14 protein-coding genes are annotated in these 21,473 nt (G+C 59.0%); 3 read left to right on the forward strand and 11 right to left on the reverse strand.

Annotated features, from left to right (window positions below; all coding sequences use genetic code 11):
- Positions 1-577: 577 nt before the first annotated feature.
- The 10 genes from AC1DXO_RS19035 to AC1DXO_RS19080 all read right to left on the reverse strand — a co-directional run bounded on the left by AC1DXO_RS19035 (position 578) and on the right by AC1DXO_RS19080 (position 16,604).
- A complete protein-coding gene (locus AC1DXO_RS19035; RefSeq protein ID WP_476979762.1) occupies positions 578-1,642 on the reverse strand; it encodes a mannose-1-phosphate guanylyltransferase/mannose-6-phosphate isomerase in 1,065 nt (354 codons plus the stop codon).
- An 85-nt stretch (positions 1,643-1,727) separates the two neighbouring features.
- Entirely contained in the window at positions 1,728-3,230 is a 1,503-nt protein-coding gene (locus AC1DXO_RS19040) for a phosphomannomutase/phosphoglucomutase (RefSeq protein ID WP_476979763.1), read from the reverse strand.
- Positions 3,231-3,291: 61 nt separating this feature from the next.
- Positions 3,292-4,524: an alginate lyase family protein gene (locus tag AC1DXO_RS19045; protein WP_476979764.1), complete on the reverse strand. Its 1,233-nt coding sequence runs from the start codon at positions 4,522-4,524 to the stop codon at positions 3,292-3,294.
- A 137-nt stretch (positions 4,525-4,661) separates the two neighbouring features.
- Complete coding sequence (locus AC1DXO_RS19050; protein ID WP_476979765.1) at positions 4,662-6,677, reverse strand: polysaccharide lyase family 7 protein; 2,016 nt, start codon at positions 6,675-6,677, stop codon at positions 4,662-4,664.
- A 227-nt stretch (positions 6,678-6,904) separates the two neighbouring features.
- Complete coding sequence (locus tag AC1DXO_RS19055; RefSeq protein WP_476979766.1) at positions 6,905-7,921, reverse strand: LacI family DNA-binding transcriptional regulator; 1,017 nt, start codon at positions 7,919-7,921, stop codon at positions 6,905-6,907.
- A 713-nt stretch (positions 7,922-8,634) separates the two neighbouring features.
- Positions 8,635-10,149 carry a tryptophan halogenase family protein gene (locus AC1DXO_RS19060; RefSeq protein ID WP_476979767.1) on the reverse strand — a complete coding sequence of 505 codons (1,515 nt, stop codon included), beginning with the start codon at positions 10,147-10,149 and terminating at the stop codon, positions 8,635-8,637.
- A complete protein-coding gene (locus AC1DXO_RS19065; RefSeq protein WP_476979768.1) occupies positions 10,146-11,177 on the reverse strand; it encodes a cupin-like domain-containing protein in 1,032 nt (343 codons plus the stop codon). Before AC1DXO_RS19065 ends, AC1DXO_RS19060 begins: the two co-directional genes overlap by 4 nt.
- Positions 11,170-11,886, reverse strand: a complete 717-nt coding sequence (locus AC1DXO_RS19070; RefSeq protein ID WP_476979769.1) for a SapC family protein — start codon at positions 11,884-11,886, stop codon at positions 11,170-11,172. The genes AC1DXO_RS19065 and AC1DXO_RS19070 overlap by 8 nt, the downstream gene beginning before the upstream one ends.
- A 1-nt stretch (position 11,887) precedes the next feature.
- Positions 11,888-13,501: a tryptophan halogenase family protein gene (locus tag AC1DXO_RS19075; protein ID WP_476979770.1), complete on the reverse strand. Its 1,614-nt coding sequence runs from the start codon at positions 13,499-13,501 to the stop codon at positions 11,888-11,890.
- Positions 13,502-13,625: 124 nt separating this feature from the next.
- On the reverse strand, positions 13,626-16,604 hold the full coding sequence (locus tag AC1DXO_RS19080; protein WP_476979771.1) for a TonB-dependent receptor: 2,979 nt from the start codon (positions 16,602-16,604) through the stop codon (positions 13,626-13,628).
- 419 nt (positions 16,605-17,023) lie between these two features.
- On the opposite strand from AC1DXO_RS19080, the gene AC1DXO_RS19085 reads away from it, so the two are divergent.
- Both AC1DXO_RS19085 and AC1DXO_RS19090 read left to right on the forward strand, forming a co-directional pair.
- Positions 17,024-18,067 (forward strand): LacI family DNA-binding transcriptional regulator, encoded by a 1,044-nt coding sequence (locus tag AC1DXO_RS19085; RefSeq protein WP_476979772.1) that lies wholly within the window; start codon positions 17,024-17,026, stop codon positions 18,065-18,067.
- A 201-nt stretch (positions 18,068-18,268) separates the two neighbouring features.
- Positions 18,269-19,606 carry a hypothetical protein gene (locus tag AC1DXO_RS19090; protein ID WP_476979773.1) on the forward strand — a complete coding sequence of 446 codons (1,338 nt, stop codon included), beginning with the start codon at positions 18,269-18,271 and terminating at the stop codon, positions 19,604-19,606.
- Positions 19,607-19,634: 28 nt separating this feature from the next.
- On the opposite strand, the gene AC1DXO_RS19095 is transcribed toward AC1DXO_RS19090, so the two are convergent.
- The gene (locus tag AC1DXO_RS19095; RefSeq protein WP_476979774.1) at positions 19,635-20,339 is read right to left on the reverse strand and encodes a DUF6445 family protein; all 705 of its coding nucleotides are present in this window, start codon (positions 20,337-20,339) and stop codon (positions 19,635-19,637) included.
- A gap of 181 nt (positions 20,340-20,520) precedes the next feature.
- Here AC1DXO_RS19095 and AC1DXO_RS19100 point away from each other — a divergent pair, with 181 nt between their 5' ends.
- A complete protein-coding gene (locus AC1DXO_RS19100; RefSeq protein WP_476979775.1) occupies positions 20,521-21,231 on the forward strand; it encodes a DUF6445 family protein in 711 nt (236 codons plus the stop codon).
- Positions 21,232-21,473 lie beyond the last annotated feature (242 nt).

Below are 21,473 nucleotides of genomic sequence, written 5' to 3' on the forward strand. Positions count from 1 at the left end.
ATTTTAATGATGGTTAATGATAATTAACGGGCTCACTTTATTCGTATATTTAGAAACATAATGTTATTTATGCGGTGTCAAAATTAAATTTCAGCATTTCGATATTTCAACGTTGAAAGAAAAGCCAGAGATGGCGCAAGCTCCGTTCGCCCCACGCAAGAATTTGGCACGGTCCTTACGCCCTTTTGGCGATTGGCCAGCAATTAAAAATAATTCTTGTAAAGTATAGGATATTGTGATGCTTTTATGGGAGATGGCCATAAGGGCGAGAAACGCTCGGCGGCAAATGGCATTTCCGGCCCCGGAACGTGTCTACCCAGTCGATAGCCTGCTCTCGCAAGGTTGCAATTTCAGTTTTTTTGAAAAATTCAATTAGAAAAGTTGCAATATTTAACATCACAAATGTGAAATATAGTGTAATAAAAGTGTCATATTTTATTGCGACTGCACAATATTGCTGCAACGCAACACGTAACATAGGCTTTTGATTTCACACGGCAACCGTGCAATCATACCCGAGTAAATTGCCTCCGAGCCTTCCCGGCAACCCGGGCGGGCTGCCGGTCTGTTTACAATATTACCGCGCGCGAATGAGCTTGGCAGCCTCGGCCGCCTTCTTGACGTCCTGGGCGCGTGCCAGCGGCGCCAGCAGGATGCCGCTCGGTGTCGAGATAACCATGATGTCCGACAGGCCGATGACCGCCACCACGGGGCCGGCATCATTGCGGATCAGGCAGTTCTCCGCCTCGATCAGGATGGCGTCGCCCTTGATATGGTTGGAGCGATCATCCTTGTCGCCCAGCCGCCATAGTTCGGCAAAGCCGCCGACGTCCGCCCAGCCGATGTCGCACGGCACGACCGCCGAACGTTTGGTCTGTTCCATCACCGCATAGTCGACGCTGATCGACGGCACTTCGCCGAAGCTGACCGCTTCCAGCCTGACCGCCACGCCGTCGCGTTCCGCTGCGTCATAGGCCTTGCGGCACGCCGCCAGGACCTCGGGCGCATGGATTTCCAGTTCTTCCAGCATCACCTGCGGCGAGAACAGGAAGATGCCGGCGTTCCATACATGCCGCCCGCCTTCGACATACTGCGTCGCCGTCGCCAGGTCCGGCTTTTCGAGGAACTTTTCGATCTCGTAGATCCCGTCGGACAGTTCCGCCCCACGCGCGATATAGCCAAAGCCTGTCTCCGGGTGGCCGGGCGTGATGCCGAAGGTGACGATCCGCGATTGCGCCGTTTCGGACGCCGCCACGATGGTAGCGTGAAAATCAGCCGGTTTGGTAATAACATGATCGGCCGGCACCATCAGGATCAGGGCGTCGGGCGCCAGTTCCAGCCCACTCAGCGCCGCCATGGCCGCCACAGCCGCCGTATTGCGCCCGAACGGTTCCAGAATCACCGCTTGCGGGGCCTTGCCGATCTGTTCCAGCTGCGCCGTCACAAGGTCGAAATGGCCCTGGCCGCAGATCGCCACCGGATTGAGATAGTTGTCACCGATCAGCCGCAGCGCCGTTTCCTGGATCATCGTATTGGCCGTCGCGATGGCATGGAACTGCTTGGGCGCGGTTGGCGTCGACAAGGGCCACAGGCGCGTGCCGGAACCGCCCGACATGATGACCGGCAAGATATTGATAGACATAACTTTATCCCTTGATTTTAGTGAGTTCCGCGCGGTTCTGCGCTGTCACGAGTCAGGGTCCAGGGGCCGTGCCCCTGGCGTCCCTTCAGATTTCCTGGTTGTAGGCGCCGATTTCGGGATAGGCGGCGAGGCGCGGCTTGACCTCTTTGCGGAACAGGTCGCGCATGTCATCTTCCGAACGTAAGGATTCCACGACCACGACCAGTTCCGGCTTGTTCGACGAGGCGCGGACCAGGACCCACGAACCGTCGTCGAGATGGACGCGGGCGCCATTGACGGTGATGACCTCGGTGATCTTGCGGCCGAGGATYTCGGTGCCGGCGGCAAACARACCTTCGTATTCTTTGACGATGCGCTCCAGCACCTCGTACTTGACCTCGTCGCCGCAGTGSGGGCTCATGGTCAGGCTGGTATAGGCKACCGGCAGGGCGTCCTTCAGTTCCGACAGGCTCTTGCCCGGATTGCGATCCAGCATCGACAGGACGGCTTCGGCGGCGACCAGKCCGTCGTCATAGCCGCGACCGATCGGACCCGACAGGAAGAAGTGGCCCGACTTCTCGAACCCGGCCAGGGCCTTCAGTTCCGCGGTCTTGCGCTTGATATAGCTGTGGCCGGTTTTCCAGTAGACGGTCTTGGCGCCATTGGCCTTGAGGACCTCATCGGTGGCATAGAGGCCGGTCGACTTGACATCGACGACGAAGGTCGCGTCCTTGTAGATGGCGGACAGATCGCGGGCCAGCATCAGCCCGATCTTGTCGGCGAAGATTTCCTGGCCGGTATTGTCGACCACGCCGCAGCGGTCGCCGTCGCCATCGAAGCCGAGCGCCAGGTCGGCGCCGTGCTCGATCACGGCCTTACTCATTTCATGGAGCATTTCGTGGTCTTCGGGATTGGGATTGTACTTGGGGAAGGTCGCATCGAGATTGCAGTCCATCTCGATAACTTCGGCGCCCATGGCGCGCAGGGTCTGGGGTGCGAAGGCGCCTGCCGTGCCGTTGCCACAGGCGCAGACGACTTTCAGCTTGCGCTTCAGTTTCAGCTTGGATGAGATGTCGTCCATATAGCGTTGCTGGACGCCGTCGACGCGCTTCAAGCTGCCGCCAGGACGCTCGATCCCCAAGCCGCCGAGGACGATCTCCTTCAGTCTGCCCATCTCATCCGGCCCGAAGGTCAGCGGTGCCTGGCAGCCCATCTTGACGCCGGTCCAGCCATTGTCGTTGTGCGAGGCCGTGACCATGGCGACGCACTGTGCATCGAGGTCGAACTGAGCGAAATAGGCGATCGGCGACAGGCACAGGCCGATATCGATGACCTCGATCCCGGCCTGCATCAGCCCCAGGATCAGGGCATTCTTGATATTGGTCGAATAGGAACGGAAGTCGTGGCCGGTGACCAGTTTCGGCGTCACGCCGCGCTCATATATGTAGGTCCCGAGCCCCAGGCCCAGGGCCTGGATCCCCAGCAGGTTGATCTCCTTGCCGAAGATCCAGCGGGCGTCGTATTCGCGAAAGCCCGTCGCCTTGACCAGGGCGATCGTCTCGAAGTCGTAGGAATTTTCAGATATCGCGGGCTTGGGCAGCAGGGTCATAAACATCTCTTCAGGTAAGTGTACAAATCAGAATTATCAGCCATTCCACCCTGAAGGCGGCTCAGCTGACGACGGCGTCTTTAGCAAACAGGAACGTCAGGTCTCCGCCCAGCCGGTGCGCCACCATGGGACGGTAGGATTTCAGCCAGGGCTTGAGCCGTTCATCACCAAAACGGGCAAAGTACGGCTCCATCCACGCCAACTGCGTGTCTTTCAGCGTTCCATCGAGATCCTGCACCTCGCCGGCCTGCTCAACAAACACCTGTGGATTTTCTAATCCCGTCAAGACCAGATCGACCAGGCGATGGATGGCGCCGTTGTTTCGCGTATAGGGCGTCGCATCGCCATTGGCGATCAGCGCCTCGGCCTGCAGAACGAGCGGCGACAGGGAAAAATTATGGTAGTGCAAGGCCTTGCTGCGTCGCGCCATCTCTAAGGGCAGCACGCCATCGGCGCCGATCTGCTGGCACGCCCGCCCGAACCCCTGCCCGGCCCATTCAAACGCTTCCGGATCGTTCAGAACAATGGCTGTCGCCCCTACAGCCCAATTAGCCCAGTAGCGATGGTTGTTGGAACGGCTGACCTCGCTCGTCCTGCTGTTGAAATTTGCCACTACCAGCCCCTTGAGCCGGTTAAGCCAATCGACAATCATCTTGCGACTGGCCTGGCTGATATAGGGATCCTGGCGAATCTTAAGATAGGTTGTGGCCACGCTGGCCAAGGCCCAGGCCTGGACCATCCGACCCTGCTCGGTAACGCCCTCCTCCATGGCCCCGGCTTGCGCCCACTGTTCCAGCCATTGCGCTGCGCAGATGGCAATCTCGCTGGCCCGCGGCTGTGACTTGACGTAGCGGTCCGATATGCGGACCAGCGGGTTATAAAAAGTGCTGACCTTCTTCAGCTTGTCCTGATACGCTTCGTCCTTGTCCGGATCGACAATGGAAGAGTTGGTGCCGGCCTCGTATTTCGACTCATGATCCAGCACGATCACCGGCGTCGGCGGCTTTTCACAATCCAGATCGGTCGCCGGCGTCCCGAGCGCCGCACGCGCGCTGGCCACATCAAAGGGCGATTTCAAGCCGGGAAACTGCAGGTCCGGGATTGTCGAGTCATAACGAGAACTGGCCGCATGCGCCGAACGGCAGGCATTAAGTAGCGGTAGCCCCAGGACCGTCAGTGCTAAAAACGCTCTTCGTTCAAGGTTAGACTTGGCTAGGTTGGACATGGACAGACCGGAAATTGCCTGGGACAGGCCACCCCGCGACGGCCCGCACACATATTGTGCATCGCACAAATATATGTCAATTTTTTTCTGTTAACGCTCACAATCCTTTAACAGGTATAATAAAATTTACGACGCGACGCACAAAAGCCGAAGCGGATCGGTCTTCTCAGCACGATCCACGCCCCGTCACGACGCATCGCCCCGGATCAGACAACCCAAATGTCGGTGGCACTCAGTGATGGCATGTGATCCAGCCTGGCAAACGCCACCTGCGCCTGACCGCCCACACCATCGGCATCGTAATAGAGTATACCGCTCGCCTGATCGTAGATGATATGCTGGCTGGCGTTCGTGGCCGCGGTCCCATTGACGAAGTCGGCGGCAGTCAGCTTGCCGAGGTGCAGGTTGCCGAAAGCCAGATGATCGAGATCGATCATGTCGTGCTTCGACTTGAAATCGCTGATCAGATCGATATTGCCACCGCCCAAGCGGGTGTCGAAAAGGAAGGTATCATCGCCGGTACTGCCGCTTAGCGTATCCGCCCCCAGACCGCCGGCCAGGATATTGTTGGCGGTGCTGCCAGTGATCTTGTTGTCGAGATCGTTACCGCGCCCGATAATCGCCGTCAGCTCCGTCAGGCTCAGGTCGTCGACATTCTCGCCCAGGGTAAAACTGACCGTAGACTTGACCATATCATGACCGCCGTCGATGGATTCGACAGCGCGATCACCGCTATTGTCGACCATATAGGTATCGTCCCCTGCCCCGCCGACCAGCGTATCGCGGCCCTCGCCGCCGTCCAGAATGTCATTGCCGGCCAGACCGCGCAGCGTATTGTCGGCGGCATTGCCGGTGATGGCATTGGCCAGGTCATTACCGGTACCCGACACGGCCGTTCCGGTCAGGGTCAGGGCTTCAACCTGCTCTCCCAGGGTGAAGGACGCTGAACTGATCACCATGTCCTTGCCACCCCCGGACACTTCGATGACCAGGTCTGCTGTGTTGTCGACATAGTAGGTGTCATTGCCGGCCAGCCCCCGCATCATATCGGCGCCGGTCCCGCCATCCAACACATTGGCGCCGGCATTGCCGGTCAGGGTATTGGCCGCGGCATTGCCATAGCCATTGAGATTGGCGATACCCGTCAGGGTCAGCCCTTCGACATACTGGCTCAGCGTATAGCTGACCGAAGAGAGCACCAGATCCTCACCGCCCAATCCGCGCGAATCGACCTCGACAACCACATCAGCAGTTGCGTCGACGATATAGGTGTCATTGCCGTCCTCGCCCACCATGCGATCACCACCGGCGCCGCCGTTCAGACGATCCTCGCCGGCGCCGCCGTACAGCCTGTCATTGCCCCCATTGCCATTGAGCAAATCGTCGCCGCCGTCGCCGTTCAGTGTATCCGCCTTGGCGCCGCCACGCAGAACGTCACGGTCGGCCGCCCCGGTCAGGTCGACAGTGGCCGTCGGCAACGACAGGTTGGTCAATCCGCCCAGCCCGGCGCCCGCCGAGTGGCCAAAATCCAGTCCGTAAAAGGCGACTTCGCCATTGCCGCTGCCCGTGTCCTTGTTGACGCCCATATAGACGCCGGCCTTGAAATAGAGCTTGTCGTCTTTCCAAACAGCGTTCACCGCCGTACTGGCGACATAGGTTTCGCCGTCGGCCAGTATCGTCACCGTGACCAGCTTGGACGTCACCTCGATCTTGTAGGAAAACTTCTCGCCGAGCTCGACACTGGGAGCAGCGCCTTTCGCATTGGCGAACTCGAAATGCATTTCGGAGTTCTTGGCGCCGGCCTGGTCATTTACAAAGTATAGATGCCCATCGTCATAGTATAGGCGGACCAGTTCCTCATCTTCACCATGGACCTGGCCAATGATGATCTTTCCGGCCGCACCGCTGGTCAGCACCGGGAGTTCGTTGACGGACAAGGTCGCCGTCATGACACCACCCTGGGCGGGGTTCCACGCCGCTTCTGATCCGTTCGACATTTCCCGAAGTTCGGACCGGGCGTATTTGGTGCCTGAAGTCGTTGCTCCGTCCACCAAAGCCGTCAGGATCATGGATCCGTCAGGACCGAGGTGGAAGTGCCTGACGTCCTCAAACCCTGTCAGTCTGGTGACTTCCGCCGCCCTGCCGCCACTTCCGCCGCCCGTGTCGACCGGCAGGGTGAGCTTCCAGTTGTTTATATTAAATTTACTAGAAATGTATGCCATTGCTGTCCCCAATACAGAACGCGTATTACCCAATACGAGTTTTATGGGGCGAAATATTATTCAGCCGACAACCAATTAAGTGAATTTCATCTTTACCAATTTTATTTCATACAATTTGTGCCGAATTTATACCGCACATGCTCACATGTTGCCAAAATACCGCTACTGCCCATGCCAAAACCAGTCGATATAAAGGAAATGACATATCTGCGCGCGGTAATCCTGCGTCAAATCCGGCCGGTCGATTCCCGTACAATGATCTCGTGCGGCAGGATATGGCGCATCTGGGCATCGCGGGGCAGGGTCGCATCGCCGCCAATATCAAGAATCTGCAAGCTGCGCCGCGCCATTTCGAGATAGGGCTGGCGCACGGTCGTCAGGGCCGGCCAGACAGCCGAGGATATGGGGGCGTCGTCGAAACCGACGACCGACAGGTCGGCGGGAATATTCAGTCCCATCTTGTGGGCCACGGTACAGGTCGCCGCCGCCATTTCATCGTTGGAGGCGAAGATAGCGGTCGGGCGATCCGCCAGGTGCAAGAGCTTTTCCGCCGCCTCGATTCCGGAGCGGAAATTGAACAGGCCGTCGGCGACATAGTTTTTCGGCGGCCGCGGCAGGCCGGCGGCCTCGAAGGCTTCGTGAAAACCGAGGCGTCGCAGAAGGGATGCGGCGTGATCGGGATGGCCGGCGATATGGGCAATGCGCCTATGCCCCAGCGACAGCAGGTAGTCGGTGACGTCGCGCGCTGCCAGGCGGTCATCCATGACCACCGACGGGTATTGCGTGTCCGGTGTCGTCGGCGAGATCAGAACGCAATGAATGCCGCGCGCCTTCAAAAAGGTCTTTAGCTTACCATAATCGCATAGCGGTGGCAGCAGAACCAGTTCCTTGAGGTCGGCATCGACGATAAACCTTTCCATGTCCTCATCGAACTGACGCTCGCCTGGCACGAACAGTTCAACGGCGAGGTATTTTCCGACCTCCATACAGGCCGTCATCATCGCATGGTGAAAACGTCCCTGGTAGCCGCCGGCCGGATCTTCGAGCAGAATCCCGACGGAGGTCTTGGCGTGTCCAAGGCGCAACTGCCTTGCCTGGGCATTGATTCGGTAGTCGAGCTTGTTCATGGCGTCCAGGACACGGGCGCGTGTCGAGTCCTTCACCGCCTTGTCTTCATTGAGGACACGTGACACGGTCTTAGCCGAAACGCCGGCCAGTTCGGCCACATCATAGATTGTCGACATGTCTTCCCTAACTTTGTCCGGTTAGTCTAGTCCCTCGCCGAAAGTGTTGCAAGATGACAACTGCGGCAACATGTTAGCGCTACCCCTTGCCTATTCGCCGAAAACCACTTTTGAAAAAAGACATCGATGACATTTAGATTGACATTTAGTGTCATTTTGAGCGACTATAGGGACAAGTCGAGACATTTCGTGAATCTTTGGCTCACGGACGCTTCGGCGACGGTCACCGGCAGTTTCGCCGTGTGTGCGTACCACATGTCCGTCAGGACATGTGCCTTCCGGAGGCCTGAGACGGCCTCTGTTCTTCCCCCCCAACTGGCAATTTTGCCTTCCGTGGCTTCATCGCCACGGAAGGTCTTTTTGCGCCACGCCTGTTTCTGGCGTAAGTTGGTACAACATTCTATTTCGCCCCCGCGTGCGCTATCAAGAATTTGAAAAGAAAGAATTTTCCCACAGATTTCACAGATTAGCACAGATTTTAAGCATCTGGTGTGCTCGACCGCGCAGCGGGCCTTATCTGCTGGACAAGCCGCTGTTGCGACAATTAAGTTATTGAAAATCTGTGTTAATCTGTGAAAATCTGTGGGCAAAACTATTGGAAAGTGACTGTATCTTCCCGATGCATCTTCGATGTCCGATCGCCGCCCTTCGACGACTTAGGTAGCTCGTCGCATTTGTCACGACTATATCAAGCATCGTTTGGCCGCCGAACGTTACACCGCAGCCCGGACTTCGGCCGTCGGGTGTGTGGGCTGGCAGTATTGCGCCACATAGGCGGCGTGCTGGGGCAATGACGCGGTGGTCTTGTTGACATTGTCGCGCAGGGTCGTCAGCAGGCGATTCAGTTCTTCAGGACTGAGCTTGCCGGCAATGGGATGGTAGCTGCGCGGCATAATCCCCTGCCCCATCATCACCTGGACCCAGCTGTTCTCGGCGAACAGTTCCTCGTTCTTGCGGAAGACGCGCCCGGTCTCACGGAACAGCTCGATCTTCTGGGCCAGCGAGTCGGGGATAGCCATGCTGGCGCAATGACGCCAGAAGGCGCTGTCGCGGCGATCGGTCGCCACATAGTGCAGGATCAGGAAGTCGCGGATCTGCACCATGTCCTGGTTCTGCTGGTCGTTGAATTCCGCGATATCGCGTGGACTGACCTCGCCTTGCGGCAGCATGCGGATCAGGCGGAGGATAGACCTCTGGATCAGATGGATGCTGGTCGCTTCCAGCGGTTCCATAAATCCGCTCGACAACCCGATGGCGATACAGTTGCGGTGCCATTGTTTCCGCCGCGCTCCGGTAACGAAGCGCAGGACGTTCGGCTCGGTAATGACCTTGCCTTCGACCTTGGCCAGCAGACGTTCCATCGCGTCATCGCGCGACAGGTAGCGACTGCAATAGACGATGCCGTTGCCGGTGCGATGCTGCAGCGGAATGCGCCACTGCCAGCCGGCGTCGTGCGCCATGGCGCGCGTATAGGGCAGCGCCGGGCCGGTATTTTCGGTCTGGACGGCAATGGCGGAATCGCACGGCAGCCAGTGCGTCCAATCGTCATAGCCGGCATGCAGCGCCTGTTCGATCAACAGGCCGCGGAAACCCGTGCAGTCGAGAAACAGGTCGCCTTCGATGCGTTCGCCCGATTCCAGCTGCAGCGCCGCGATATTTCCGCTTTCCCCATCGAGGTCTACCTGGGCGATCTTGCCTTCGACGCGCCGCGTGCCATCGCCAATCGCCATGTCGCGCAGGAACTTGGCGAACCGCGTGGCGTCAAGCTGGTAGGCATAGTTCATCCGGTCGTCGGGCAGGTGGGCGAACTTGCCCTGCAGAGCCGCCACCAGTTCCAGGCAGTAGTCGTCATAGGAGGCCGTGTGCCCGTTTTGCAGGCCATGCAGCCAGAAGTGCTGAAACCCGGCCGACCAGTGGTCCTTGCCGGTCGCACCGAAGGAATGGAAATACCGCGTGCCCACGTCCTTCCAGTCGTCGAACAGGATGCCCAATTTGAAGGTGGCTTCGGTCGCCCGCATGAATTCGGCTTCGTTGATACCGAGCAGGCGATTGAAGGTGACGAGCGGCGGAATGGTCGATTCACCCACCCCGACCGTGCCGATGGCGTCGGATTCGACCAGGGTCAGGGCGACGGTGCGGCCCATGGTCCGGGCGATGGCCGCAGCGGCCATCCAGCCGGCGGTGCCGCCGCCGGCGACGACGATACGCATGGTCTTGTGCTGGTTCATTGGCTGAGTTGCCTTAACAAAAATCCGCGGATACGCGCGGCACTTTCGGGGGTAAGCGGCGACAGGACGCCGCGCGCCTCTTCGGGAATGTGATCGACGACCTCGGGGCCATTGGAGAATACATAATAGTCGAACATGTCGCGCCAGTGCTGGCGTTCGTCCTCCGGCAGGCCGCGAATGGCCATCATGGCCAGGTTAAGCGCCTCCTGAGGTTGGCCGAGCCAGCGCGGCGTCTCACGCCACCAGTAGTTGACCAACACATTAAAGGCCTCGAGCCCTTCGACGTGGTGCCACCACATGGACGGGATATAGAGCGCGTCGCCGGCCTCGAGTTCCACGGTCTGGGCGTGCGCCAGGGCTTCGCGAAAGCGCGAGAAACGTTCGAAGTCGGGATTGTGGAAATCGACCATGCTGACCGCGCGTCCGGCCGGCGTATTGTCTACCGGTCCGAGATACAGATTGCGGAACTGTTCGCGCGGAAACAGCGTAAAGCGCCGCCGCCCGACCGCGACACAGGCCAGATTGTGCGGAAAATCGTTGTGCGCCGCTATGCGCGTCCGCGTGCCCATCCAGATGCTGGCCATGCAATTGCGGTCGCCGAGGTCGACATGGTTTTCCTCATGCAGGCCGTTGAAATATTCATGGACATCGATCGAGGCCAGATAGATGGGCGGCGGATCCTTCATCGTCTCGGCCACATCGATCTGGGCGAAGATGTCCGGCAGCTTAGTCTTCATCGTGCGGAAATTCATCGCCATGTCGCTGTTGTAAAACAGCCGCCCGCCCGAACCCGGTTCGCCGACCGACACCACAAACCGGGTATCGCGCCGCCGCCGCAACAGATAGTCGCGCGCATCGCGACCCGACCGACGGCCCGCCTGAACCAGCGGCCAGCCAGACACCAGGCCGCGCACGACGAAGGGGCGGTCGGCCGCCTTCAAACGCGCATCCAAATCTGCCGCATCGGCGACCTCTATCTCCGGAATGCGCGCCAGTGTCGCGAACAGGCTGTGGCTATCGTCAGACATTCAACAGACGGCTGTTCTTGCGGTCGACCAGCGCGCCGATATTGGATAGTGAGGCCAAGGCCATATAGATCGGCAACAGATAGTCCTTGGCATGCAGCGCGACCACGTCGTCCGCTTCGAGCGCGCGAAACCGCTCTTCATGGATGACATGAAAGCCGACAAACCGGTTCGTCGAACCGTCATTGAGGGTAATGTCGAGCGCCATCGGCTCGAGCAGATTGTATTTTACAAGCGCCGCATAAAAGTCGGCCGACGCCTGATAGCCGGCGTCGAGTTCGCCCAGCTTTTCGGCAATGGTTTCCATATAGGGGGTGGGCCGACCATGGTCGTCAAACACCCGCATGCCCTCGCCGTCCGAGATCCGCGCGCTGGCCATATCGATATGGACCTGCTTTTCACCCTTGCCGCCGGTCGGCAGGCCAATCAGGAAGGGCTGGATATCGATGGCCAGCGGGCGATAACGCGCCGTCCAGCGGTCACCGTCAAGAAACAGGTTTTCGCCGTTCTCGAAACCGAACAAGGCGAAGGCCGAGAAAGCGTCGCGTTCGGCATTCATCCGAAAGAGGATCGGATATTCATTCTGCACCTGACGGAATTCCGCCGGCACGGTGACGCAGCACATGACATCGTCGCCCATCTCGGGGCCGCGGTAGGTGCTAACACGCAGGTCGCGATGCGTGTCCGCGGTCAGAATCGCATGTTTTGACATTTCACCCGTTCATTTCTCTCGTAAGCAAGGGGTCTGTGGAAAACCCTGAGGAAGACTGATTTTGATTTAGATTTTCGTTAAGAGCATCGAGATAGGCGCGATTGGTTGGCAAACCGGCGGCCAGTGCCCGCGTCCGCTGACCGGCCTGTTTGACGGCCTGGAGGGCAGCGTCCCGCAACGGTATTTTCATGACGCCGTCCGGTGCTGCAGCAAAACCCATGCCGAACAGGATATATTGATAGCTGGCGGCGGGAAACACTTCCTGAACCGCCGGAAGATCGAATTCGGACGGCGCCTGATATTTCCACACTTCCAGAAGATCAGCCAGCCGGGCCGGAATCGACGCTGCCGCACGATGGTCCTGCCAGTAGGGCTCCTGCCTGCGGCTCAGCACGTAATGCAGCTTCAGGAACTCGACGATCCGATCCCAGCGATAGCGAAACAAGGCGTTGAAGCGTCGTGCCTGAACATCCATGGCGGCGCGGTTGCCAGGGAAATTATGCACCAACGTCTCGAGCGCCAGTTCGATCATCACAATGGCCGAGGCCTCGAGCGGTTCGAGGAAGCCGGCGGCCTGGCCGATGGCCAGGACATTGCGCTCCCAGGCGCGTTCGCGATGCCCCGAACGGAAGCTGAGCCGCCGCGACGACACGGCGGCCAGATCGATTCCCGGCACCGTTGCGCCGAGGTAGATGTGAAGCGCCGCCTCGGCCTCGCCATCGCTCATATGGGACGATGAATAGACGCAGCCGATACCGCGGCGCGTCGGCAGTCCGATATCCCAGATCCATCCAGCGGCATGGGCCGTGGCCGTGGTCTGGGATGCAATGGCGCTCTGCGGCGGCACCGGGATCTGGGCCGCCAGGGCGCGATCATTGAACAGTTCGGAACTGCGATCGATAAAGGGCACGCCATAGCAACCGTCGATCAGCAGGGCCGCATGGCCAGTGCAGTCGATAAACAGGTGCCCGCCAATGGCGCCGTGCGCCCGGGTTTCGACCGCGGCCACATCGCCATCGTCGCGGCGTGTGACATGGGTCACGTGGTCGGAAATATGCCGCACACCAAGCTTTTCCGTCGCATGGCGCGACAGCAGCCTTGCCAGCTTTACGGCGTCCAAATGATAGGCGTAGTTGAGCGCGCCGGCAAAGTCGGGCATCGTCCGCTGACGCGGCGCCAGCCCCAGGGCGCAGATGTCCGGCTGCGGGCCGACAAATTCGGCAAAGGATTTCGCATTACCGCCGTCGCGCCACGCGGCGACGCAATCGCCAGCTTCAAGGGATGGTGGCGGCACGAAGGGATGAAAGTAGCTATCATTGGGCGTGCCATCGCGCCAGCCGTCAAAACGCGATCCCTGTTTGAAGGAGGCATCGCAGGCCAGCAGAAATTCAGTCTCGCCGATGCCGATGCGCTGCAGCGTCCGGCGAATGGTCGGCCATGTCCCCTCGCCTACGCCGATCGTCGGCACATCGGGAGATTCGATCAGGGTAACGGATAATCTGGATTTTGCGGAAGGATCGGCAGACGCGGCCAATACGCAGGCCGTCAGCCAACCGGCGGTTCCACCGCCTACGACCACGATCTCAGTAATTGGCTCCGTGATGGGCTCAGTCACAGGGTTGTCCATGGAAACTCAAGAGTCCTCAAGGCGAAGACAGTATACTGGGCGAAGTGAAGAGAAGCTATCCCGGACCTGGGATAGCTTCTCAACATTATCGTTAGAGCTGGAGTTCAGTCGACTAGAAGGTCAGGCGAACACCTACAGCATACCGGGCGAAGCCGGGCGCCGCGTACCGGACGTTGTTGACCGAGCGACCGTGGACGCGACGGCTTTCGTTGGTCAGGTTGATACCTTCGACGAAGGCGGTCACACCGGGCTTGAACTCCCAGCTTGCACTGCCGTCGACCTGGCCATAGGCCTCGACATAGGCCGGGTTAGGTCCGGTGCCGGCGAGGAATTCACCACGCCAGTTGTAGGCGATACGTGCCTGGATGCCATTCTTGTCGTAGAAGGCAACCGCGTTGGCACTGTCGCTGAGGCCCGTCAGTGCAAATTGCGTTACGCTGGCCGGCTTGGTGTTGTCGTAGATCGCATCGCCGTCAACCTTGGTGTAGTTGACGATGAAACCGAAGCCCGTATCCGTGAAGCTGTGCTGGACGTTGAATTCCCAGCCATGCAGGGCCGAGGTCACATCGCTGTTCGTCGGCGTGGTAATCTGGAAGACCAGATCAGGATCTTCAGGCAGGCCCAGGATATTGCCGGTGATGAAACCGGAGCTGTCCGTACCCGTCTGCACCGTCGAAGCCGGATAGTGGGTGAAGATGTACTGACGGATACCGCCGGGCATCGACGCGGCACCAGCCGCAACGGCAGCGTTGTAACGCGGCCCCTGGTACGGTGTCTTCAGGCCGAACGCCGTGGCGTTGAACCGGCCGGTCGAGATGAAGTTCGATACGTCCTTATGGAAATAGCCGATCGAAACATAGCTTTCCTTGCCGTAGTACCATTCCGCCGACAGATCGAGGTTTTTCGATTCGTAGGGGAGCAGTCCGGGATTGCCCTGGCTGCCTGTGCCGCCGCCGACGCGGAACAGTTGGTCCAGCGTACGGCCGCCCTGCATGCTGGCATAGTCGGCACGCGTGATCGTCGTGCTGGACGAGGCGCGAACCACGACATTTTCCAGCGGACGGAAGTCGAAGTCGATAGCCGGCAGCAGTTCCTGATAGTGACCCTTGAAAGCGGTGAAATCGCTGCCGCCGTTGAAGGCGATATTGAATTCGTTCGCCGCGACCCAGGCCGTCGATGTCGGAACCGGGACCAGGGCCGCCGAGTCGACGTCGGTCGTTTCATAGCGCAGGCCGGCAACAACGTGGGCCGGACGATCGAACATGTCGAACTTGGTGTTCAACTGAACGTACGAAGCGAAGGTCTTTTCTTCGATGCGGCGATCGGTCGAATACGGTGCCAGGCAGCTCAGGGTGCCGCCGCAGACCTGGTGCTTGCTGTCCAGGATGGCGACCAGGTCTTCGAAGTCGGCCGCGATGTACTGCGGCGGGATGCCGCTGGCGCCGTCAAGGCCGTCGAACTTGTCGGGCAGGCTGACGAGGTGGAAGACGTCGTCCGGAACTTCCGAGGCCGGACCGACGCCGCCCCAGGTATCGTGCTGTATGTAACCGAAGGCCGAGCGAACCTTGTTGTCGATCGTCGACACGCCGAAATCGAGGCTGTCGAAGAAGCCGGCGTCTTCGAAGGTGTAACGGCTCTTCAACTGGACTTCGTCGATCTGGTCCTTGAAATAGGCGTTGCGGAAGGCGTTGCCCGTCGGCGTGACCCTGGACTTGTCCAGATAATCGATTCCCGGATGCATGCTGTAGGTCAGGACCGGCAGATAGCTGTCGTAGCTGACCTTCTGGTCCGCGACGCCGAAGATGGCGGTGCCGACCGACATGTTGGAGCCATACGGGCTGGTCGGGGTCGATTCCGCGGTCGAATGATGCGCATCCAGTTCCACGGCCAGTTGGTCGAGCGGGCGCCACTTCAGATTGATACCGGTCGACTTGTTTTCGGTCTGGTTGGCCACCAGGCTGCCCGAATAGGACAGGTCCTTGTTTTCGCCGGCGCCGAAGTGTTCGGAATACCAGACCGGACCGGCCACCGGGCCGTCGGTCCAGGCGCTGGACACGTCGTTGAAGTTAAACCACACGCCGGTCGACGACTGACGATCGGTGACCTTGTTCTTCGAATAGGTGTAGTCGACGGTCGCCGTCAGGGTATCGGTCGGACGGAACTGCAGGACCAACTGGCCATTGACGCGTTCGCGTTCGATATCATGGATATCGTAGGCGGCGTTCTGCTGGACTTCGTAGACGTCGGTCGGATCCGGACGGTTGGTGATCTTGGCGGCGCCGGGCGTTCCCGGTTGAGCCAGCGAACCCCAGTTGTTTTCGCTACCCAGGTAACCGTCGCGCCAGCCGGCGCTGAAGTCGTTGTTGCTGGCACTGCGCTTTTGATACGAACCCGTCAGCAGGACGCCGAACCTGTCGTCGGCAAAGGTGTCGCTGATGATGCCCGAGATTTCCGGAGTCGCGTCAGTGCCGGAATTTTGCGAGGTGTCGTACACGGCCTTGACGCCGACGCTGCCGCGCAGGCCGGCCTTGTCGAACGGACGCGGCGTACGGATAACGATAACCGAACCGATGCCGCCGGAATCGACCGACGCGCGGCCCGACTTGTAGACATCGACGCCCGCGACACCTTCCGACGCCAGGTTGGCGAAGTCGAACGAACGCGACGACGGCGCGCTGGCCCCATCACCCAAGGTCGATGTCGGCATCTGGCGCCCATTCAGGGTCACCAGGTTGAATTCCGGTCCGAAACCGCGGACGGTCACGAAGGAGCCTTCGCCGTTGGAACGGTCGATCGACACGCCGGTGATGCGTTGCAGAGATTCGGCGAGGTTCGTATCCGGGAACTTGCCCATGTCTTCCGCCGAGATGGAATCGACGACGCCCTGCCCTTTTTGCTTGGCTTGCATCGAGCTGCGAAGGCTGCCCCGGATGCCGGTAACGACGACAACCGTCGCATCGGACGAGGCGGCGGCAGGTGCTGCATCCTGCGCGAAGGTACTTGTTGACAGCGCTGTCAGGGATACGCCCGTCATAAGGGCGACGCCCAGGGCTCCCTTGAACAACGCTTTCCCGACTAAGTGTGATGACATGTGTTTTTCGTCCCTAATTTGTTGTTGAGCTCTTACAGAGTGACTCTTCATGGCCAACTTGACCCTTTGGCGCCGGCGCCTTTTTGCCCCTTGTGTCCATTAGAACACTGCTTGTGTCAATTTTTGTCCTATTCGACAAAAAATGCCCACGCACAGAGAAAGTGAATAACTCGTTGTTATAATTAAATAACTTGACTGCACCGCCAAGCATCATCATATTACAAATGACGAGATGTCCATTTCCGACATGCTGGTTTTTGCAAAGAGCCAACATTATGTCAATAAAATTGTCATCGATGTCATAACGTATGACCGAAATATCGAATGTTGCGTTCCGCATGTTGCAATAGTGCATCATGAAACGCTACGGGTCGCAGAGCGCGGCCCGGGACCAGGAACAGGGGAACTTGAAGCAGGATATGGCGACGATATATGACATCGCGGACCTGGCGGGCGTGTCGGCGAAAACCGTGTCCCGGGTGCTCAATGAAGACAAGGCCGTCAAGCCGGTGACGCGGGAGCGCGTGCTGGAGGCAGCTTCGCGTCTCGACTATCGTCCCAATACCCAGGCACGCCAACTCAGGCTGGGCGCGCGAAGCTCGATCGGCCTGATGCTCGAGGATCCGTCCAGCGGCTACCAGGCGCGCTTCCACCACGCCATGCTGACCGCCTGCATGGAGGCGGACAGATATCTCACCATCGAACTGTTCGACCCGCAGCTCGTCGCCTGGGAAGACTATCTCGACCGTTTTATCGCCGACGCCCAGATCAGCGACATGATTCTGCTGCCGACCCTGTGCGATTTCGGTCCGCTGAAAAGCTTCCTGAAAAGTCGCAATATCAACTGTGTCCTGATTTCACCCTCGACGCCCGACAGCCATTATGCTTCGGTTGCCATGGACGACCACCTGGCGGCGCGTGGCGTCACCGAATACCTGCTGCAGATGGGCCATAGCCGAATCGCCCATATCGGCGGCCACCCCGATCACGCAGCGTCACTCCTGCGCCGCAACGGCTTCTATGAAGCCTTCGATGTCGTCGGCGCGCCGCGTCCGCCGCAGGCCTATGTGGAACAAGGCAATTTCTCGTTCCGCTCGGGCATCGAAGCAACGACACGCCTGCTCAGCCTGCCCAACCGTCCGACCGCGATCTTTGCCTGCAACGACGAAATGGCCGCCGCCGCCTGTTCGGTGGCACACAAGATGGGCATCCGAATCCCCGAAGACCTGGCCGTTGTCGGTTTCGACGACGCGCCGATCTCATCGGCCGTGTGGCCGACCCTGACCACCGTGCGTCAGCCCTATCTCGAAATGGCTAGGCGTTGCGTCCAGATCCTGAAAGCTGCCGGCGACGTCCTGAAACCGAGCGATACCCAGGTGCGCCATATCGTGCCGCATGAGATTATCCTTCGCGAAACAACCGAATCCCACCGCCCCGGCGCCATTGCCGGCGTGGCGGAATGAGACAAGTAAAAGGTATATCCACAGATTACACCGATTACGCAGATTGTTCGAGCGCGGCATCACCGGCAGTCACCAAGATGATTTAATGGGTCGCTTCGCGATCGATATAGTTCGCAGCGCAAAAAAAATTTCAGCTAAAGCACTGAAAAATCTGTGTAATCTGTGTAATCTGTGGATCAAACATCTTAATAGAGAAGCCGCATGCTGAAACATCTGTTCGCGACGTGCATGCTAACTGCCTGTCTCATCGCGCCCCACGCCACAGCCGCGCCGGTAGGCCTGATGGCCGGCACAGGCAAGGCCAATATCGACCCCGCTCCGGCCCTGTTTCCGCTCGATAACGGCACGGGCGACGCGCCGATGGTCGCTATCCATGACTCGCTGTTCGCCCGCGCCCTGTTTCTGCAGAGCCAGGACACCAGGGCCCTGATCGTCGCCGCCGACATGATCATACTGCCGGACGATGCCTATGACCGGATCGTGGCGAGAATCACGGCCACCTATGGCATTCCCGCCGATCATATTCTGTTGTCGGTCACCCATTGTCATACCGTGCCATGGTCGCTGGCCAGGGGCTATGAACAGACCGTCAGCGACGGCATCATGGCAGCGATATCCCAGGCGTTGAGCCACCCCGAGCCCGTCACGGTGGGCCGCGGCGACGGCCAGGCCTTTCTCAATATCAACCGTGACGAACAGGTGGGATCAAGCTTTATCCTGGGCCAGGATCCACAAGGCCCGTCCGATAAAACCGTACGCGTCACGGCCTTTTTCCGTTCCGACAAGACGCCGCTCGCCATTCTCGCCAACTATGCTGTCCACGCCGTCACCCTGCACAGTTCCAAAACCGCGCCGGATGGCCGCAACGCCATGGTCAGCGCCGATCTGCCCGGCGTCACCGACACCTTCGTCGACGACCATTACGGTCCGGGTACCATGACCCTGTGGACCAGCGGCGCCGCCGGCGATCAGAACCCGATCCTGATGTCCTTCTATATGGAACCCGACAGCAGCGGCAAGGTCGTCACCGGCGACCTGAAAGACGCAGGTTTCATCATCACCCAGCGCTTCGGCGAGAACCTTGGCCGCGAAATCATCCGCGTTACGAACGCCATGAAACCGCGCGCCGTCACAGTCCCCCTTCGCGGAGCGCAAGCGATACTGAACTGCCCGGCCAAGGCCGATCCGGCGGCCACGAAGCCTTTGCGCCTGTCCTATCTCGGCATCGGCGATATCGACCTGCTGGCGGTTTCCGGCGAAGTCGTCACGCATATCGACCAGACCCTGCGCAAGCGCAATGCCGGCCGCGATCCCATCCTGCTGACCCTGACCAACGGCTATGACGGCTATATTCCAGACGACGACAGCTATGCCCGCGGCCAGACCTTCGAGGTCGGCAAGACGTCGTTCGCGCCGGGCTGCGCCGAGACCGGTATCGCCGACATGGCGGCAAAGCTGCTGGCGCAACATCCGCACGCCAGGCCCGCGGCCCATCGCACAAAAAAAGGCAGCCCACGCCATCATCCGAAGCGGAAATAACCTAATTACCCCCTAAGGCGCAAACCCTTCAGGCGGTGGGGGCCCCTAAGAACAGGTTCAGGGTCAGACGCCCGATTGCCGGATCGGAGCTAAGCCGGGAGGGGTTGACCTGTCCCGAATGCAGCAGATTGGAATTGTAGACGGCCAACCGGTTATAACGTAAGTCAACCTTGCCGATCCGCTCGAAAAGCGGGTGGTCTCCCACGGTGTAACCCGGCGCGACAAGATTGGCCATCTCCGACCGCATCGCCTGATCATAGGCCTTGATCGTGGCCGGTGTCTGCCGTTCGATGCCTGTGCTGCGATGGCGGTAAAAACCCGTACCGCCCTGCGTCTCGTCGCACAGAAAAACCAGAACCGCCAGGCTCCGGCCGTTGAGATTATCGACGTGCGGTATCGTCTGCATGATGTGAAGCGCCCGCGGCATGATCGTCACCAGGCCGAAATAGCCGTTTTCCGCCTTTGCCTCCTCAGAAGACAGGCCAAAAGTCGCTGCCAGTGGCGCCAGCAACCCCTCGGCAAGTTGCGTCATGAAGGCTTGAGTCAACGGCGCATTCAGGCCCGGGTAGAAGGTGGGCGGCCGGACAAAGGCGGCTTCGCGCCGGCCATAGGCTTCGATCTCCGCGGCATTGCCGAAGACATCGTCGATGACAAGAATGGTGGAACCTTCATGTCCGACGACAAAGCTCGAGGCTTGCGCATTCGGATTAAGAACAGGATCGGGGAGAGACATACACGGCCCTTGTCGTATCACCCAAGCCAAAATTCAGGATACGAAATTTGAGTTAAGTCCATGCGTTAGCAGTATAAATTTGCCTGTCAATGCCAGAGCGCCTTATCGACCCTATACGGATATCAGGTTTGGCAGATTTGCAAACAATCTAAACTCTGTCTAATTTGATGGCATGGAAAAAATGAACATTCCCGATCTCAGCTATAATCCTGCGGCGCGTATCGAGGCGCGCTTCATGGGTATCGACCGGCGGCCCCTGCTCATTATCGACAGCGTTTTACGGTATCCCGAACAACTTGTAAAATACGCCGTCGAACATGGCCAGTTCAGGACGCCCCATGGAACGTCCTATTATCCCGGGATGAATGGAGTCTTGCCGCAGAACTACGGTACAACCCTGTTGCCGGCGTTACGACCGATATTGGAAGGCGTTTTCTTCATTCCAAGAGACAAGCCGGTAAGCCTCGACAGCTATTTCGGCCTGGCGACCTACGATGTTAAGGCGTTGAAACCAGAGCAATGTGTCCCGCATTTTGATTCTTCGAACCCCTTTCGCGTCGCCCTTATTCATTTTCTCTTCAAAAAGCCCTATGGCGGTACGGCGTTTTTTCGCCATTTGCCGACGATGTATGAATCCGTCGCCGGCGAGCGCTTCAAGCCGTACTGCGCTCAGGTTACCCAGGAACTGGAAACGCTGGTAACACCCCAGGCCTATGTCAGCACGGAAACGCCACGCTATTCACAGATCGACTATGTCGAAGGGATTTACAACCGCCTGATTGCATTTAGCACGACCAGCCTGCATTCCGGCATCCTGAACGAAGTCGAGTTGAGCACCGATCCCGATGTTGGGCGACTTACGGCAAACTGCTTTGTCGAGGTCTGTAACTAGTGTCGCGTCACAGTGACTATGAAAAAAAGCGGATTACGCCGCCATCCGAAGAGGAAATGACATAATCCGTTCGAGGCCGTGAGCGGTCGTCTCCTGATTATCCCGCCACCGTATCCTCTTCCGGTACCACCAAACCGCCGTTGCCCAGCAGGTACCGTTTCGGTTCGAACAGCGGCAGGCCGGCGGCAATATTGGCCTCGATCACCTCGACGGCATGGTCAGGACGGGTGATATCGACGCCG

The sequence above is a fragment of the Asticcacaulis sp. P2_C5 genome, assembly GCF_056404555.1.

What these genes read in the sequence shown, in the direction of transcription:
- AC1DXO_RS19070 (WP_476979769.1), bottom strand. Translation starts at nt 11,886, where the DNA reads ATGTCAAAACATGCGATTCTGACCGCGGACACGCATCGCGACCTGCGT.
- AC1DXO_RS19055 (WP_476979766.1), bottom strand. Translation starts at nt 7,921, where the DNA reads ATGTCGACAATCTATGATGTGGCCGAACTGGCCGGCGTTTCGGCTAAG.
- AC1DXO_RS19050 (WP_476979765.1), bottom strand. Translation starts at nt 6,677, where the DNA reads ATGGCATACATTTCTAGTAAATTTAATATAAACAACTGGAAGCTCACC.
- AC1DXO_RS19085 (WP_476979772.1), top strand. Translation starts at nt 17,024, where the DNA reads ATGGCGACGATATATGACATCGCGGACCTGGCGGGCGTGTCGGCGAAA.
- AC1DXO_RS19080 (WP_476979771.1), bottom strand. Translation starts at nt 16,604, where the DNA reads ATGTCATCACACTTAGTCGGGAAAGCGTTGTTCAAGGGAGCCCTGGGC.
- AC1DXO_RS19060 (WP_476979767.1), bottom strand. Translation starts at nt 10,149, where the DNA reads ATGAACCAGCACAAGACCATGCGTATCGTCGTCGCCGGCGGCGGCACC.
- AC1DXO_RS19095 (WP_476979774.1), bottom strand. Translation starts at nt 20,339, where the DNA reads ATGTCTCTCCCCGATCCTGTTCTTAATCCGAATGCGCAAGCCTCGAGC.
- AC1DXO_RS19065 (WP_476979768.1), bottom strand. Translation starts at nt 11,177, where the DNA reads ATGTCTGACGATAGCCACAGCCTGTTCGCGACACTGGCGCGCATTCCG.
- AC1DXO_RS19100 (WP_476979775.1), top strand. Translation starts at nt 20,521, where the DNA reads ATGAACATTCCCGATCTCAGCTATAATCCTGCGGCGCGTATCGAGGCG.
- AC1DXO_RS19035 (WP_476979762.1), bottom strand. Translation starts at nt 1,642, where the DNA reads ATGTCTATCAATATCTTGCCGGTCATCATGTCGGGCGGTTCCGGCACG.
- AC1DXO_RS19090 (WP_476979773.1), top strand. Translation starts at nt 18,269, where the DNA reads ATGCTGAAACATCTGTTCGCGACGTGCATGCTAACTGCCTGTCTCATC.